The 15,660-nt window shown below is 55.4% G+C and carries 16 protein-coding genes; 9 read left to right on the forward strand and 7 right to left on the reverse strand.

Annotated elements, in window-relative coordinates:
• Positions 1–107: 107 nt before the first annotated feature.
• The 4 genes from GT409_RS07505 to GT409_RS07520 all read left to right on the forward strand — a co-directional run bounded on the left by GT409_RS07505 (position 108) and on the right by GT409_RS07520 (position 4,443).
• Complete coding sequence (locus GT409_RS07505) at positions 108–1,289, forward strand: M20/M25/M40 family metallo-hydrolase (protein ID WP_160628483.1); 1,182 nt, start codon at positions 108–110, stop codon at positions 1,287–1,289.
• Positions 1,276–2,247, forward strand: coding sequence for a glucosyl-3-phosphoglycerate synthase (locus tag GT409_RS07510; RefSeq protein WP_160628484.1), 972 nt, complete (start codon positions 1,276–1,278; stop codon positions 2,245–2,247). Before GT409_RS07505 ends, GT409_RS07510 begins: the two co-directional genes overlap by 14 nt.
• A 206-nt stretch (positions 2,248–2,453) precedes the next feature.
• A complete protein-coding gene (locus tag GT409_RS07515; protein ID WP_160628485.1) occupies positions 2,454–2,975 on the forward strand; it encodes a hypothetical protein in 522 nt (173 codons plus the stop codon).
• Positions 2,976–2,985: 10 nt separating this feature from the next.
• Positions 2,986–4,443, forward strand: coding sequence for a coiled-coil domain-containing protein (locus tag GT409_RS07520; RefSeq protein ID WP_160628486.1), 1,458 nt, complete (start codon positions 2,986–2,988; stop codon positions 4,441–4,443).
• On the opposite strand, the gene GT409_RS07525 is transcribed toward GT409_RS07520, so the two are convergent.
• Positions 4,440–5,084, reverse strand: coding sequence for an HAD family hydrolase (locus tag GT409_RS07525; RefSeq protein ID WP_160628487.1), 645 nt, complete (start codon positions 5,082–5,084; stop codon positions 4,440–4,442). The two genes, GT409_RS07520 and GT409_RS07525, sit on opposite strands and share 4 nt — an antisense overlap.
• A 284-nt stretch (positions 5,085–5,368) precedes the next feature.
• Between GT409_RS07525 and GT409_RS07530 the strand changes: the two genes are divergently transcribed.
• From GT409_RS07530 to GT409_RS07540, 3 genes are read left to right on the forward strand one after another with little or no spacing between them, the layout of a single operon-like run.
• Positions 5,369–5,734, forward strand: coding sequence for a hypothetical protein (locus GT409_RS07530; protein ID WP_160628488.1), 366 nt, complete (start codon positions 5,369–5,371; stop codon positions 5,732–5,734).
• Between the two features lie 41 nt (positions 5,735–5,775).
• Positions 5,776–6,234, forward strand: coding sequence for a nucleoside diphosphate kinase regulator (gene rnk, locus GT409_RS07535; protein WP_160628489.1), 459 nt, complete (start codon positions 5,776–5,778; stop codon positions 6,232–6,234).
• Entirely contained in the window at positions 6,215–7,363 is a 1,149-nt protein-coding gene (locus GT409_RS07540) for a PTS sugar transporter subunit IIA (RefSeq protein ID WP_160628490.1), read from the forward strand. The genes rnk and GT409_RS07540 overlap by 20 nt, the downstream gene beginning before the upstream one ends.
• A 104-nt stretch (positions 7,364–7,467) precedes the next feature.
• On the opposite strand, the gene GT409_RS07545 is transcribed toward GT409_RS07540, so the two are convergent.
• The 6 genes from GT409_RS07545 to GT409_RS07570 all read right to left on the reverse strand — a co-directional run bounded on the left by GT409_RS07545 (position 7,468) and on the right by GT409_RS07570 (position 13,562).
• Positions 7,468–8,331 (reverse strand): glycerophosphodiester phosphodiesterase, encoded by an 864-nt coding sequence (locus GT409_RS07545; protein ID WP_160628491.1) that lies wholly within the window; start codon positions 8,329–8,331, stop codon positions 7,468–7,470.
• Positions 8,328–9,197, reverse strand: coding sequence for an HAD family hydrolase (locus GT409_RS07550; RefSeq protein WP_160628492.1), 870 nt, complete (start codon positions 9,195–9,197; stop codon positions 8,328–8,330). The genes GT409_RS07545 and GT409_RS07550 overlap by 4 nt, the downstream gene beginning before the upstream one ends.
• Positions 9,181–10,902 carry a Na/Pi cotransporter family protein gene (locus GT409_RS07555; protein WP_160628493.1) on the reverse strand — a complete coding sequence of 574 codons (1,722 nt, stop codon included), beginning with the start codon at positions 10,900–10,902 and terminating at the stop codon, positions 9,181–9,183. Before GT409_RS07555 ends, GT409_RS07550 begins: the two co-directional genes overlap by 17 nt.
• A 1-nt stretch (position 10,903) precedes the next feature.
• Positions 10,904–12,289: a glycosyltransferase family 4 protein gene (locus GT409_RS07560; RefSeq protein ID WP_160628494.1), complete on the reverse strand. Its 1,386-nt coding sequence runs from the start codon at positions 12,287–12,289 to the stop codon at positions 10,904–10,906.
• Positions 12,286–12,693, reverse strand: a complete 408-nt coding sequence (locus GT409_RS07565) for a sirohydrochlorin chelatase (protein WP_332882234.1) — start codon at positions 12,691–12,693, stop codon at positions 12,286–12,288. Before GT409_RS07565 ends, GT409_RS07560 begins: the two co-directional genes overlap by 4 nt.
• A 95-nt stretch (positions 12,694–12,788) precedes the next feature.
• Complete coding sequence (locus tag GT409_RS07570; protein ID WP_160628496.1) at positions 12,789–13,562, reverse strand: exodeoxyribonuclease III; 774 nt, start codon at positions 13,560–13,562, stop codon at positions 12,789–12,791.
• 143 nt (positions 13,563–13,705) lie between these two features.
• Between GT409_RS07570 and GT409_RS07575 the strand changes: the two genes are divergently transcribed.
• Positions 13,706–15,403, forward strand: a complete 1,698-nt coding sequence (locus GT409_RS07575) for an arylsulfatase (protein WP_160628497.1) — start codon at positions 13,706–13,708, stop codon at positions 15,401–15,403.
• A gap of 81 nt (positions 15,404–15,484) precedes the next feature.
• Positions 15,485–15,607 (forward strand): hypothetical protein, encoded by a 123-nt coding sequence (locus tag GT409_RS16010; protein WP_269844994.1) that lies wholly within the window; start codon positions 15,485–15,487, stop codon positions 15,605–15,607.
• Positions 15,608–15,660: the final 53 nt, after the last annotated feature.

The following is a 15,660-nucleotide window of genomic DNA, read 5'->3' on the forward strand; positions in this document are numbered from 1 at the left end:
AGATCAGCCCGTTCCGTTTTGGATGGATTTAAATAAACTTTACAGCGCGGGTCTTGCCGTCTTTTGACTTTTAGCTTATACATAAAAGCCTTTTAATGGGAGGAACGATGAGCCGTACCTATCAGAATGTGGAAGATATCATCCAGGATCTGCCCATGATTCGCGAGGCCTGTGTGTCGTTGCGCGAAACACTGCTGGCGAATCTGGTGATGCTGGCGGAGATTCCGTCGCCGACCTCGAAAGAAGATGCCCGGATCCATTTCCTGCTGCAGCGCTTCAGCGAGTGCGGACTGAACAATACATCAACCGATGAATACGGCAACGGAGTCGGCGTGCTTCCCGGTCGGAACCGCGAACGCAATATCCTGATGCATTCTCACGCCGACACTGTATTCTCGGAACGCCGTGATCATACCGTTTCGGTGCATGCCGACAAAATGTGCGGCCCGGGAATTGCCGACAACAGCCTCGGCCTGGCGGTGCTCGCTACGCTGCCGACCCTGTTGGAAAAACTGGGCATTGAGCTGGATGCCGGTCTCGTTCTGATGGGTGGGGTTCGCAGTCTGGGCCGTGGCGATTTGGCCGGAATTCGTTTCTTTCTTGAGCATAATAAAATTCCGCTCACGTCCGGAATCTGTGTGGAGGGCGTTCAGCTCGGTCGCCTCAGCTACGCTTCAGCCGGCATGCTTCGCGGAGAAATCACCTGCCATGTTCCCGAGGAGTACGACTGGGTCCGGCGCGGCACAACCGGCGCCATTCTGGTGCTGAACGAAGTGATCAACCGGATCCTCGGGATCGCATTGCCGCGCAAACCGCAGACGTCGATTGTGATGGGATCCGTTGAGGCCGGGGAAGGGTTTAATATTATTCCCACAGAAGGCCGCCTTTGCTTTGAAGTGCGCAGTGAATCCGGCGAGATTGTGCATCGGATTGCCGGTGAGCTGGATGACATCATTGAGGACGTTGTTTCTCAGACCGGCGCAGAGGTGGATCTGGATGTGGTGGCGCGTCGCGAGCCCGCCGGCCTTCCCATCGGCCATCCGCTCGTTAAACAGACGCGCGAAATTATGAGTTCGCTGGGGCTCCGGCCGCACATTACGCCGAGCATCTCAGAGCTGTCGGCCATGATTTCCCGCGGGCTGCCTGCAATCACGTTGGGAATCACACAGGGCGACGGGCTTCATGAGATGCGCGAAACCGTAAAGATTGATCCGATGTTTACCGGAATGGCCCAACTGGTTGCTGTGCTGCTGGCCATGGATGGAGGCTTCTGCGATGAACCTGAATAAATGGATTTCCAAAAACACATTTCACCACTCCCAGTTCTGGGACTTGAAACAGTTGATTGAAGAAAAAGAACGGCAGGGTCTGACTGTGTCGCTCTGCCTGCCGACGCTCAACGAAGAAAAGACCATCGGCAAAGAGATCATTCTTTTCAAATCCGAGCTGGTGGACCGCTATCCGCTGCTCGATGAAATCGCCGTGATTGACTCCGGTTCGACCGACCAGACCCGCGAAATCGCCGCTGCATACGGAGCCGACGTTTACCTTTCCGCCGATATTCTCCCGCAGTATGGGGAGAAAAAAGGGAAAGGCGAAAACCTTTGGAAAGCGGTCTATCAGCTCAAAGGCGACATCATCTGCTATGTCGACGCCGACATCGCCAACATTCACCCGCGCTTTGCCTACGGACTGATTGCCCCGCTGATTTACAACGAGACCATCAAATATGTGAAAGCATTTTATGATCGTCCGCTCGCGTTTTCGCAGGGGGTGCGCCCGTCCGGCGGCGGCCGTGTGACTGAGATTCTGGTTCGCCCGCTCTTCTCGCTTTTCTTTCCGGATCTGACCGGCCTGATTCAGCCGCTGTCCGGCGAATACGCCGTGCGCCGCGAAGTGCTCGATAAACTTCCGTTCCCGATCGGTTACGGCGTGGAAACCTCGCACATTCTCGACGTCTATAAGGAATGGGGGCTGGAAGCGTTTGGTCAGACCGACCTCGACCAGCGCGTACATCGCAACCAGGAAACCCTCAGCCTCGGAAGAATGGCCTTCGGTATCCTGCGCGCCTTCCTCGCCCGTTCAAAGGATATGGGCGTTGATGTCGACATGGATAAACTCTCCAGCATCATGCGCCAGTTCCAGGCCCACGACGAAAAATATGAGCAGGTCGAATACGAAATCGTCGAAGAAGAGCGCCCGCCCATGATCAGCCTCCCCGAATACCGCGAAAAATTCGGGCGGTAGGTCATGGGTAGTCCTTACATTTGATATTTTCCCACCTTTGGAACCATGATCCGTTGAGATCTCTGTGTTTTTCCAATGTTTGGAAGAGAGGCGGGATGTCGCTGTCACATTCTTTCTTTGTGGGAAAAAGCCTGCATCACTTCTTCTTTGAACCGGACGGAAGAAATCAGTAATATACAGAATTCAATGATTGGAGGACGAATCGTATGAAGTTTTTACGCGGATTTTTTATTTCACTCGGCGTGTTGTCGCTGGCAGCCATTATTGTTTTCGGAGTCTCTCTTCTTTTCTCTCCATCAGGTGCACCCGGTACTCCGGAGGAAACCGGCGCCATCAGCCCGGAGATGGTGGCTCAGGCTCAGGAAATGGCGGCCCGGATCGGCCGCCGGCTGGCGTGGGTGATGGTTTTGGCTTCTGCGGTGATGCAGATCGGCGCCTGGATTGCCGCCGGACTCAAACTGCATGCGGTTCGTAAAACCGGTCATCCGGCAACCAAAAAACTTCAGTTGCTCGAAGCCATCGATATCTATTTCGATCTTCCCCTCTATTTTGGACTGCTTGGGTCCGTCGGCAGTTTTATTCTGGTTACGTTTTTTCCCGATGCCGGGCTGATGTTTGCCTATGCCTCCACGGCGATGGGGATCATTGTATCGGTCATTTTGCGACTCGGCTATCACACGCCGTTTAAGCAGGAGCTGCTGCAGTCCGTTGATGTACCCGTAAGCTGAGGATTCACTGATGCGGCGTTCAATTTTAGTTGTAATGATCGATGTCATGGTGCTTTCCGTACTGGCGCTCAGTGCCGGGAACCGCGCCGGCGGCGAAAACAAGATTCCCATGCCGCTCTACCGCTGGAGCACGGTCGTCGAAGAAGGGCTTCGGAAAGAGCAGGCCTATCAGGACGAAGTCAAACGCCTCGAAGAGCAGCTCTCCCGGACATCGGAGCTGGCCGAACAGGCACTGGCTCAGGCCGAAGAGGCCCGCGACACCGCCAGCCGTGAGCGAAGCGGCAGTCAGGAAATGCAGACGCGTCTGCATGAAATGGAGCTGACCGCTGAAAAGGCCCGGGCCGCTGCACAGCTTGCAAAGAGCGAGGCACAGATGGCTCAGCAGACCGCCGAGGAAGCACGCCGCCAGGCCGAAGAAGCGGCGCAGCGCCGCGCCGCCGCCGAAAAAGCAGTCCTGGAAGCTCAGAAAACCGCATCGGATGTCACATCCCGGATCAGTGAACTGCAGACAGAACTCACCGATCATACGGAAGAGCTGGCAAAGCTCCGGGCGTCCGAAGCGGCCGCGAAAGAACGCGCCCTTGCATTGGAAGAGGAGCGCTCCCGGCTGGCCGCCCAGAATGAACAGTTTGCCTCTAAAATGGCTTCGCTCAGTGGAGAGGTTGCTGCTCTCGAAGTTCAGAAGCAGGATGCAGAACAAACTGTTGCTCAGCTGGAAAAACAGAAGCAGGCTGAAGAAGCAGAACGCAAAAAATCCATCTGGGTGCGCCGCGATGAATCCCTGCGCCGCCTGAACATCAGCTACACAGAATATAATTCCAGCGATGACCGCAACTTTGTGACGCGCCGTGAACTGGTCATGCCGCTCGTGCAGGTCGGACGCGCAGTTCTGGTTCCGGCCGACTTCCGCAAGCTGGGCCTCGCCCGCTCTTTCTTCGGCGGGCTGTCCGAGTCAGTGACCCAGGTGGACGGCTCTGTCAGTTCTTTAACCGGTGCATTCAACGCCCTTCCTTTGGAATCCATTGTGGTTCCGGGGGCCGAGCCGCAGGTCTGTCTGGTTCGCTTCACCGGCGCACTGGATGGCGCGCTGCAGTCGATCACCATGGAAACGCTGAAAGAACGCCGCATCAAAGATGCGCTTCTGTTCAGTCCTGATGAAGTCAACGAGCACGGCCGGGTTGAAGTCAGCCCGATTATCGGGAGCGACTATCTCACCGTGCTCTATACCAGCGGCAAAAAACCGAAAGTCGGCGACTATCTGTTGACCGACCGTGGAGAGTTCATCGGCGTTATGGTCACCAAAGAAGAGTGCTACGTGATGCCGCAGGTGCTCAGCCGCACACCCGCGCCGATTTCCATTCCGATTGCTTCCCGTACGCAGGACGGTGGTTATTTCGATGAATTCATCAACAGCCTCAATCGCGCCCGCAAGCGGATGGACGACCATCTCAAAATCCGCAAGTTCTAGGCGAACAGCTCCGTGAGCCTTTCGCCGGTCAGTCCGTCGAGTGTATCGACGATGACGTCGGCGTCTTTGAGAAGTTCTTTCGGATAGCTGTTGGTTACGGCCAGTACCTTCAGGCCCGCACCTTTGGCGGAGGCGATTCCCGCAGGGGTGTCTTCGATTGCAATGCCGGATGCAACGCGAAGCCGCTCTTTTGCCAGCAGGTACGGAGCGGGATCGGGTTTGCTGATATGCGTATCGTCCGCCGTTACAATCTGATCAAACGCATCGGCCACGCCGAGTTTTCCAATGATTGGAAAGATATCCTCTTTCAGTGCGCCGGAGCAGATTGCGATCGGAATGGTTCCCGACAGATGTTGAATCAGCTCAACGGAGCCGGGCAGAGCCGCCGCGCCGCCGTCGTTCAGCAGTTCCTGAAACGCCGCCGCCTTGGCTTGAATCAATTGGGGCAGCTCATCTTTTCCAAGGTTTGGAAAAGCACAGCGGAACGCATCGCGATCATCAAAACCGATGTAGGTTTCGAGATACTCCGGCCATTCAATCGTTTTTCCGCGCGGCTCCATAACTGCATTGAATGCCGCCCAGTGCAGCCGCTCGGAATCAACAATGACCCCGTCAAAATCAAAAATTACTGCTGAAATCATGTAAATAATTTAACTCCGAATAGATGCAAATAGACACACATATTTTTGAATGAGCTAAAATAAATTCTGGGCATGAAAGCCTCAAGGGAAAATTTGTATCCGGCGCAATGCGTGATTTCTGATGGTGAGACTTGTGCGAAAAAGGTCGTTCCGCCGGAATTTCGGGAATTGATCGCAAGACTTTTCAAAACAGGCTCAAGGCATAACCGCTTCTGTCCGGAGCTGTAGAGATTTTCTTCATTGCGGAATTTTTCCGCAGAGTCTCAGGGGCCGGGCAATACAGAATGCCGGTTTTTTCCGAAGCGGGCTCGGCCGTTTGGTTCCTGCGAACCCATTCATTGCAGGGGGAATCTGTATTGTTGCGGCGGAAAAAATGGTTTCAAGTGCCCCTGTCTTTTTTTGGCATACCTTTTGCATATGGAGCCGGCTGGAAAAAGGAGCAGGTCATGCATTTTCACTTGATTGATAAATTAAGAAAGGTCTTCCGACGCCGGTATGAGGCCAGTCGTTTGCATCAGAATAGAATTACGCCGATTCCGCGGCTGTTTCCCACCATCGTGCGCATTCTGCGTGAACGTAACAAATCTGCGCGATGGTTAAATCGGAAAGACGGGAAGAGCGGCTTCGAAGCCATGGAAGATGGATTGTGAAGACCCAGCCTGAGGCAGAAAAAGTAACGAAAGGAAAACGAATGAAAAAAAAGCCCATCATAATAACCTGGCCGGATCATGCGCGGCTGACCGAACTGGTTGAAGAGCAGAATCCTACAAGCCTCGCCCCCGATGCTCGCGCCTTTCAGCAGTTGCGTCGTGAATTGGAGCGTGCGCAGCTGGTTGCGGCTAAGGATATTCCCGCGGATGTTGTCACCATGAACTCTCAGGTTCGGGTTTTTGATCTGGAGGTAGGCGACCAGTATATCTTTACACTTGCCTGGCCGAATCAGCAGAATATGTCGGATGATCGGATCAATGTCTTGGCTCCGCTGGGCATGGCGTTGCTCGGCAGCCGGGTGGGGCAGGAAATTGAATGGCCTCTGCCTGATGGAAGAAGCTGTCAGTTGCGGGTTGAGGAGGTTCTTTACCAGCCGGAAAACAGTCCCCAGAATGAGAATGCAGGCAGGAGCGGTTGGCATGAGTCAATTTCGTCATGAAATCACTGTGATCATGGTGGCTTCACCGGGTTTCCGTTCTCTTATTGGCTGTTATGCAGAAATGATTGCCGGAAATCCGAGCGCGCGAATTTATTCGACTGATGAGGGAGGTCTTTCCGGTCTGGTGGCAGAACTCAAATGTTCTGCCCTCACCGAAAGAGTGGACCTGATTGTCAGTGAGTGGATGAAGGATCCGAAGATCATGCAACGTCTGCTGCGGATCGCTCAGGAGCTGGAACTTCCGGCCGTGTTTATTCGACCCGGCACGACTCAGCCGGGGGGGCGATTGGTTGTGTCCACAAGCGGCGGCCCGAATATTTGTGAACAAATGTGGGTTGCTCGGGAGATATCGACCCGCATCGGGCGACCGCTGGAGATACTTCACTGGCAGGACGAAGGGTGCTTCGGCAGGCGGTGTTGCTCTGCCGGGGACTTTGCGGTTGAAAAGATATTGTCGCACCTGCTGGGAATTCAGCCGGTCGTCCATCAGCCGGCGGGTTCGGATTTTATCACTGGAGTGGCTGAATGGCTTGCTCCTGACGATCTGCTTATTATGGGGGCCCCCAGTTCGTTGCGATGGACTGCAGACTTCGCCGGTTCATTGCCCGACCAGGTGGAAAAACGTATTAAAAACCCGTTGTTCTTATTCTCTTCTCCGGAAGGATGCGTCAGGTTGAGACGCCTTTTCTGGGGAGAGTTGATTAAGCCGCAGATGCGGGCCGACGGAAAGGAAGAGGCGCTCAGTCTTTTGGTTGATAACTTAGTTGATCACAATCAACTGCCGGCCCATTGCAAGGCGGAGATTCTACGGCGCGTGTTGAAGCGGGAGAAAAGACAATCCGCCGCGGTGGATTGTGAAACAGCCTTTCCTCATGTTACATTGCCCGGTTGCTTTGGTGTGGTGTGCAGTATGGGGATTTTCCCGGAGGGGGTCGATTTCAAGAGTGCTGACGGTTCCCTGTCGCGTTTTATTTGCCTGTTTGTCACGCCGGAGGGTTTCTCTGATGAATATCTGACAGCCTTGGCAAAAATCGCGAAACGAATGGTTCTTCCAGACGTGCGTCAGGCGTTGCTTCGGAGCGAAACGTTTGTACAGGCTCTGGATATTCTGGAGCCGAATTCAAAATAGCCGGTAATGCCGGAGCGTCGATTGTGGGTTCAATTTAGCAGGAATTCTCAGAGCTTCGATCTCTCATAAAGCCAGAGTGTTTGTGCGTATAGGCAGGAAGGCGTTTATCGCGCAAACGGTCGCGCGATTTGAAAGCGGAGCCAGTTGACAACGTTCATGGTTGCGGACTGCCCCCAGAGGCGATCCGAAAAATCTTTGTGGACGATGTACATCGTTTCGCCGAAATCCCAGAAGACGAGGGTTTTGTCTTTGGGCTTTAAATTGATCAGGTCTTCAATATTGCTCAGATTGGCGGTGTAAAGCATGAGGTAGTCCGCCGAGGTGGTGCGGTACAGTCCTTTGGTGAGGAAATCAAACGGCAGCCAGGTGGATGCTTTTACGAAAAAGATCTGTCCGGCTTTCATCTCAGGATATCGGGTTTTCACGTATTCCACTGCCTCGTTGGAAATAGAGCTGATCAGCACGCCTTCTTCAATGCCCCGGTCTCGGATGTCGTCCATCACTCGGTCGATCAACTGTCGATCGGCTTCTTCATCACCTTGTGATTTGATTTCGATGTTGACGCGTTTCCCGTCCGCAAGGTTCATGATGTCTTCATAGGCAGCAATTTCATTGCCGCTCAGCTTTTGAAGCATATCAAACGGTTCTTTTTTCACCTTTTCCGGATGTTGAAAAACCCGGCGCAGATTGCCGTCATGCACGACTACCGGCACTCTGTCCGCGGAATATTGGACGTCAAATTCGATGAAGGCATAGCGCGGATTGTTCTGTGCGGCGCGGATCGCTCGCGGCGAATTCTCGGTGTAAAAGCTCGAATCTCCGCGATGAGCCCCCATCGTGCAGCGATAGTTTGCAACATCCTGGCGCTCTTTTCCCAGCACGGCATGCAGGCCGGTTGTGTTTTTCGGCATTATGCAGCCGGTGATGACCAGAATGGCTGAGCAGAAAAGGATTCGGAAAATATTCACACCATCTCCGTGATTTGATGCAGGTGATCGACTACGGCGTCGGCAGCCAGATGTTTGCAGTGTTTATCTTTTTTGCGCAGGCGCAGCGAGCGCCGGTCCCCGGCGAACAGGCAGGTGCGGCATCCGACCTGCGAGGCGGTCCAGATGTCGTTGAGCATGTCGTTGCCGACATACAGCGTTTTGCTCCAGTCGGTTTTCGTTTCCAGGGTTTGGAAAAGTTCAATGGACGGTTTGGCGCGCAGCGCTTTATAGGAAAACACGCACAGGTTCGGCTCGAAGCCGAGTTCTTCGAGCGGCTTGCCAAACAGCGTTTCCATAATCAGCGGTGTATAAAACTGCGCATTCGAAACAATTCCGAGGCGGAAGCCGCGCGCTTGCAGGTTTTCGATGGTGCTTTGTGCGGCAGGCATCGGCCAGACGGGATTGACCCGGCATTCATATTCCACCGCCAGCCGCTCAATCCGCATCGGGTCGTCGTCGTGCTTGAGAATTTCCAGGGATTGGAAACGTTGAATCAGTTTTTTCCAAACCCGGGAAATCTCCACTTCCGGATAATCGGTTCCGGCGTCGCGGGCGATTTCGTGCCAGTGCTCGATTTCTGTGCGGAGCAGCCCGGGACCGAGTTCGCCGGCGCGCTCGTGATCGCCTTCATAACCGGACACAATCAGCGACTGGACCAGCGCTTCCGAGCTGTCGGTTGCGGCCGCGGTTCCGACGTCGCCGGACCCGGAGATCAGCAGGGTCCCGTAAATGTCGAACAGAACGGTGTCGATGTCGTCCAGCGGTTTCAGACAGAGCGCTGTTCCGGTCGGGAGCGGTTCGAGTGGCCGGCTCAACTCCTGGATGCGGTCAGTCAAGATGTTCATAAAAATCGCTTTCGTCGAGTTCGTCTAAAATATCTTTTTCAGCATAGGCCTCAGAATGGCGTCCGAGCTTGTGTTCCTTCAGCCAGAAGAAGGGACTCTTCTGTGCTCCGGCAATCGTTTTACAGTGCCGGGCGATTTTACTGAAGGTCATTTGATACTCGTTCAGATAAATGCCTAAACGCGGCGGCATTTCATTGCGGCCGACGTGTTCGATAATCAGTCTCTTGGCCGTGTCTTTCTTTTCTACAAATTTTTTACGGTCAGCCAGAATGGCTGCGGCGGTTTCTTCGCGGTTTTTATGTTCCGGATCGAGTGATTCACTCAGGTTCCCGAGAATACGGCTGATGGCTCGGTACAGTTCCTTGAGCTGGTTGCGGAACGGGGTGAAGAAAACGTGCTGCGTGTAGGGCAGAAGTCGACTGTTGAGCCGGCAGATCACTTTGAGGTGATCCCCAATTCGTTCGATTTCCGTCATGCAGCGGTCGAGATGCTGCGCGAGGACCGCCTGCCGCCGCGACAGAACGCGCGAGGTGATTTTGACCAGATAATCACTGGTGGCCTGCTTAACCGAGTCGAGCGTCTTTTCGTTCTGATAAATGGTGCGGACGGCGCGGTTGTTTTTTTCATCGAGCAGCTGTTCGTCCAGAGCGAGGCTTTCGCGGCACAGCTCAGTCATGCGGCGCAGTTCGCGCAGGACGGCATGCAGCGCCTGTTCCGGCGTCGGCACCAGATCCTCATCGAGGAAGCTTGGCTGCGGCGGTGCTTTGCGGGACGGAACCAGCCGTCGGACCAGCGCGGCGTGCAGCGGCGCAAACGGAAGGACCATCAGCGCAGTGATGACCATTTTAACGGTGTTGGCGTTGGCGGCCTGATGAACCGGATCGTTTCCAAGCATTGGAATCCAGCGGTAGAACAGTGGCGCGGCGGCGGCCGCGACCGCCGTGCTGAAAATGTTGAACAGCAGATGCGAGATGGCACTGCGCCGGGCCTCGATATGGGTGCCGATGCTTCCGAGCAGTGCCGTGACGCAGGTGCCGATGTTGGCGCCGATAATGATCGGGAATGCGCCGGGCAGATCGGTAATCACGCCGGCCTCAATCAGTGCAAAGGTCATGCCGATCACCGCGCCGCTGCTCTGGATGATGCCGGTAATGACCGTTGCGAGCAGAATCCCGCGGATCATACCGCCGATTGTGGAACCGTCCACCTGCTCGAAGACGGGAGTAAATGTTTCGCGGTACGGAGCGATTGCGCCGCTCATGGTCGACATGCCGAGAAAGAGCAGTCCGAATCCGAGCAGGGCGGTGCCGCCGGCCTTGATTCGCGGTTGCGGCACGGCGGCGCGCAGCAAAAAACCGAGCGCAATCGCCGCGAAGCAGTAATCGGCCAGTTTGAACGAAATCAGCTGCATCGAAAGCGTTGTGCCGATGTTGGCCCCAAGCATCACCGGAACCGACTGCGCCAGAGTCATCAGTCCCGCGCTGATAAACCCGACAATCATGACAGTCGCTGCGCTGCTTTGCACCAGAAATCCGATTAGCGTTCCGAGTCCTGCGCCGTTCACGCGATTACGCGTGGCGCGGGCCAGGATTTTACGCAGATTGGCCCCGGCGCAGCCGCGCAGGCCTTCGGTCATCGTGTGCATGCCGAAAACAAAGAGTGCCAATCCACCGGCCACCGAAAACGTTGTCATCCATTCATTCATATCAGGTTCTTAAGAGGTTGAATCGCGCGGGGTTGAGGAATTCGTCGAGCAGTTTCCGGCCATCGGCATATTGAATGGAGCCGGGGCGGCTGTTCAGGACGGTTTGGTAGAGGGATGCGAGCTGATCGCCATAGGCTTCGGGGCTGTAGCTTTTCTGAACAACGGCACCGTTGTTTGCAATCTGCCCGGAAGCATCGCCAAGCCCTCCGGCAAACATCGCCGGGTTTTCTTTGGCGGCGCGGATGATGACGCGCTGCAGGTCTTCATCGAGAATTCCGAAATCAACCGTTCCGTCCGGAACCAGCTCTGTGCGGGCTTCTTCAAAGCGCTCATCGCTCCAGTCCCGGCCGTAGGCTTCATACGCGGCGCGCAGTTTTTCTTCCAGGGTTTGGAAAAATTCGGCTCCGATGTTCCAGGCATTGGAAGTGAGCGGAATGGCGATGCGGTCGTACAGCGTGGAGAGATCGAGTCCGTGCTGCGCAAAGTCGGCTGTAATCTCCGGCAGGTTTCGCCCGACGAGCGGTTTGCCGGCCAGCCACGGCTCGAGGAAGGCGAGGCCGAAACCTTCGGCGATGCTGGTGGTGACCAGCGAATCGGCTTGGGCAATCATTTCTTCAAACGGTGTGTCGGCGCCGACATCGAATTCCACGTTGAGGCCGAGCTCTTCGGCGAAGGCGACCCATGCGTCGTAAATGGGTTTTACATCCGGATTTTTCGGCGCGAGGGTGACGGCGAACTTCGCGTCCGGCATGGCGGCGCTCCACAGCAGCAGTTCGCCGATGTTTTTGCGTCTTATCGCTCTGCACGGATACACATAGAGTCGCTGGGCTTTAGGCTCGGGACGTTGGGTGGCGGGCAGTGGAGAAACGGCATTGGGAAGGAGATGCAGATTTTTTTCGGGAATCCCGGCGGCGTTGAGAAAGTCAAAGTCGCGCTGATTGAGTACAGCGTAATGGATGTGTTCTGAAACGGGATAGAGCCGGTCTTTGAGTTTGCCGAGGTTGGTGTAGTTGTCGGGGCGGCCGTCTTCGGCAAAGTCGTGGATCTGCAGCAGGATTTTCTGTCCGGCCATTGCGAGCGAGGTGACTTCCTGCGTCAGCGCGGGGTTTTTGCCGAGGCTGTGGTTGTGAATATGCCAGACGTCCGGGTCGCTGCCGAAGGCGCCGCGCGCCCGGCGCAGAAGTTCCAGAGGGTGGAACTTCTGCTGAGTTGAGTATCCAAGGTTTGGAACGACCCGGATTTTGTTCTGCAGCGGAGTGTCGCCGGTGGCTGCTTCGCCGGTGAAAAAGAGGCAGTGCGCCCGCTCGCCGAGCGATTCGACGGCGCGTTCGACCACGCGGGTGACGCCGCCGGGCCGGGCATGATAATGGACGATGGCGATTTTCATGATGTTGTCTGGATCGTTTTGAAGATAAGGGTGGGCAGACCTTCGAGAGAGCCGAGGTGCGGAAGAATATGGAATGTGATGCCGGGGTGTTTTTGGCGGGCAGTTTCAATTTCGCGGGGAATATCGAAGGTTACGTGCGCGCCGGCGGCGAGAAAGTGCGGGAAAACCTGAATGCTCGTGACGCCGCTGTTGGCCATCTGATCGATTTTTTCCTGAACGGTTGGACGGGTGATTTCCAGAAACGCACAATCGACTATGGCGACGGAAGAGGCAGCGGCTTCGCGAAGGCTGGTCGTCAGGGAAAGCACTTCCTCATTCGATGCGGACCGGCGGCTTCCGTGCGAAATTATTAACAGTGCATTGTTCATTCTCCAGAGCATAAATGCTTTGAAAAGAAAGGTCAAAAAACTAGATGAGTAGTCTTACGGTGTGTCCCCATGCTTGGAAAAACAATTTCGTTGACTCTGTCATTCCTTGAAAAGATTGCGTGGCCTGGCGGTTAAGCTTTGCCGATACAGAGCTCGACGGGGCAGTGATCGGAGCCGGTAATTTCATCAAGGATGTCGGCGGACTGGATCCGCGGCTCCAGTTCTTTGCTGGTGAGAACATAATCAATTCTCCAGCCGACATTGTTTTCGCGGGCGCGTCCGCGGTAGCTCCACCATGAATACTTTTCTGCTTCCGGATGCAAAGAACGAAAGGTGTCGACGAGATCGGACTCGATATAGTTGGTCATGCCCTGACGCTCTTCAATGGTATAGCCGGCGTTGCCTTCGTTGGCTTTCGGCCGCGCCAGATCGATCGGGTGGTGCGCCACATTCATATCGCCGCAGAGAATGACCGGTTTGGTTTTTTCCAGTTGTTTAATCTTCGCTAAAAGCAGTGCGTCAAATTCCTGTCGTTCATCGAGGCGGGACAGATCGCCTTTTACGTTCGGGACGTAGGTGTTGATCAGGAAAAAATCGCTGAAGTCCATAAACTGGAAGCGGCCTTCGGCATCAAAGCGCTCATCGCCGATTTCGGTTTCAACGGAAACGGGTTCGGTTTTGCTCAGCGTGGCGGTTCCGCTGTAGCCCTTGCGTTTGGCACCGTTCCAGAATCCTTGATAGCCATCAAGCCATCCGCATTGTCGGATGTCTTCCGGCAGGTCATCATTATGAACCTTAATTTCCTGTAGACAGAGGATATCGGGTTGCTGAACCGCAAGGAAATCCATGAACCCCTTTTTCATCACGGCCCGGATTCCGTTCACATTCCAAGACATCAGCTTCATTTTTATTTCCCTTGTGTTTTGAGCGATACATCTCTGTGTACAGAGATGATAGGGCTGTGTCAGCCTTTTTCAAACGAGAGGGTTCTGAGCTGTATTACTGTAAATCTCTTTTGAGTTTACGGATAAACCGGCTGCAGTTTCAAATGTTCTGGCTGAAATCGGCCGGGTTTGGCATGAACGTATCCATGGATCGCAGAAGTTTTATCGGAACGGGCGGTGCGGCCGCAGGGCTGCTTTGGGCAGGATGTAAAACCACTCCGTCGGCTAAAAAGCCGAAGATCAATATCCTGTTCATTATGGATGATCAGCACCGCGGCGACTGCATCGGTGCGGCGGGCGCGGACTGGCTGAAAACGCCGAACCTCGACCGGCTGGCCAACGAAGGCGTTCTGTTCAACCGCTCCTATTCGTCGATGCCGTCCTGCCTGCCTGCGCGCGCCGCGGTTCTGACCGGCCTGCGCCCGTGGAACCACGGCCTGCTTTCGTTTTTGACGATTCCGAATCAGTACAAGGTGGAGTATCCGCAGCTGTTCACCGATGCGGGCTACCGCACGCACGTGGCCGGCAAAAACCATTTTTACGGCGCGAAGCACGGCTTCCAGACCTGTGAGGTGGAGGAGATCGATAAGCGGCTGCGGCCCGACGGACTTTACCGCGACGACTACATGCGCTGGATGCAGCTTAATCATCCCGACAAGGATCCGAAGGGCGGGGCGCCCAGCTTTACCGACCATCGCGGCAACCGCGCCTGGCCGTACGAGGAGGAGGTCCATCCGACCACCTGGACTGCCGAGCGCGCCAAGGCATTCCTGCGCGAGTACGACGGCGACGCGCCCTGGTTCCTGAAGTTTTCATGTCACCGTCCACATCCGCCGTTCGACGCGCCGAAGCGGTTGATCGATTTTTACAAGGCGCAGGATTTGCCGGAGCCGGTAGTCGGCGAGTGGGCTGAAGAGCAGTACGGGGAATGCCGCGGATCGATTTATAATTCACCGAGTTCCGGGATCGGCCATTATTCCGACGAGGAAATTCATGATTCGCGCGCGGCCTACTATGCCGCCATCACCTACGTCGACGAAAAGATCGGCGAGGTGCTGCAGGTGCTCGAAGAGCGCGGCGAGCTGGAGAACACACTGATTCTGTTCACTTCCGACCACGGCGACATGATGGGCGACCATCATCTGTGGCGGAAAGTCTATCCGTACGAGTCGAGTGCGCACGTGCCGATGATTATCCGCTGGCCTGACGGGCTCAGGATTGGGATGCCGCGGGGGCAGAAGCTCGATCATCTCGTTGAGCTGCGCGACATCATGCCGACCTTTCTCGATGCCGCAGGCATTCCGGTTCCGCCGAATCTTGACGGCGACAGCATGTTGAAAATTCTGCGCAACCCCGCTTGCGCATGGCGCGAGGTGCTCGATCTCGAACACGGCGCGCAGTATTTTGCCGAGCAGGCGTACGTTGCGCTGACCGATCAGCGGTACAAATATATTTATCACACGCAGAGCGGCGAACAGGAGCTGTTCGACCTTAAAGCGGATCCGCACGAAACGAAGAATATCACCGACCCGGCACTGCTGGAACCGTGGCGCAGGCGGATGATCGCCTTCCTCGAGGAGCGCGGCGAAGAGTGGGTCAAGGACGGCGAACTCGTGGTGCAGCCCCGGCGCATTCGCTACGGCCCCAACTTCGCGAAGCAGATGGTGAAGCCCGCTGATGCGGAGTGCGAGGTGCGCTTCAACAAACCGGAAGAGCCGCCGGCGCTGGCCGAATACGTGAAACGGCTCGACGCCGTGAACCCGTATGTCGCCAGCGATCCCGACGCCCAGCGGCCGGAATAAACAGCCGCAAAAAACACAGGAAATCACAAAAAGGGGCCGTGGTCTTGGTGTCTTTTTGTGTTCTTTGTGGCGCTAGGATGGATGGAGATATGTGAGAGGCAGATGGAGGGGCCGGGCATCGCGACCGTCGATGACGGATGCCTGCTGATTTATTCCAAGTGGCAGCCGGAGCTGGAAAGCTCGATGGGCAGGTGTTCAGTCTGAGGGATCCAGGCGTTCCGGTGATCGAACCGTTTATTCCAAGATAGGAGATGCGA

Source organism: Tichowtungia aerotolerans (assembly GCF_009905215.1).
Taxonomy (GTDB): Bacteria; Verrucomicrobiota; Kiritimatiellia; order Kiritimatiellales; family Tichowtungiaceae; genus Tichowtungia; species Tichowtungia aerotolerans.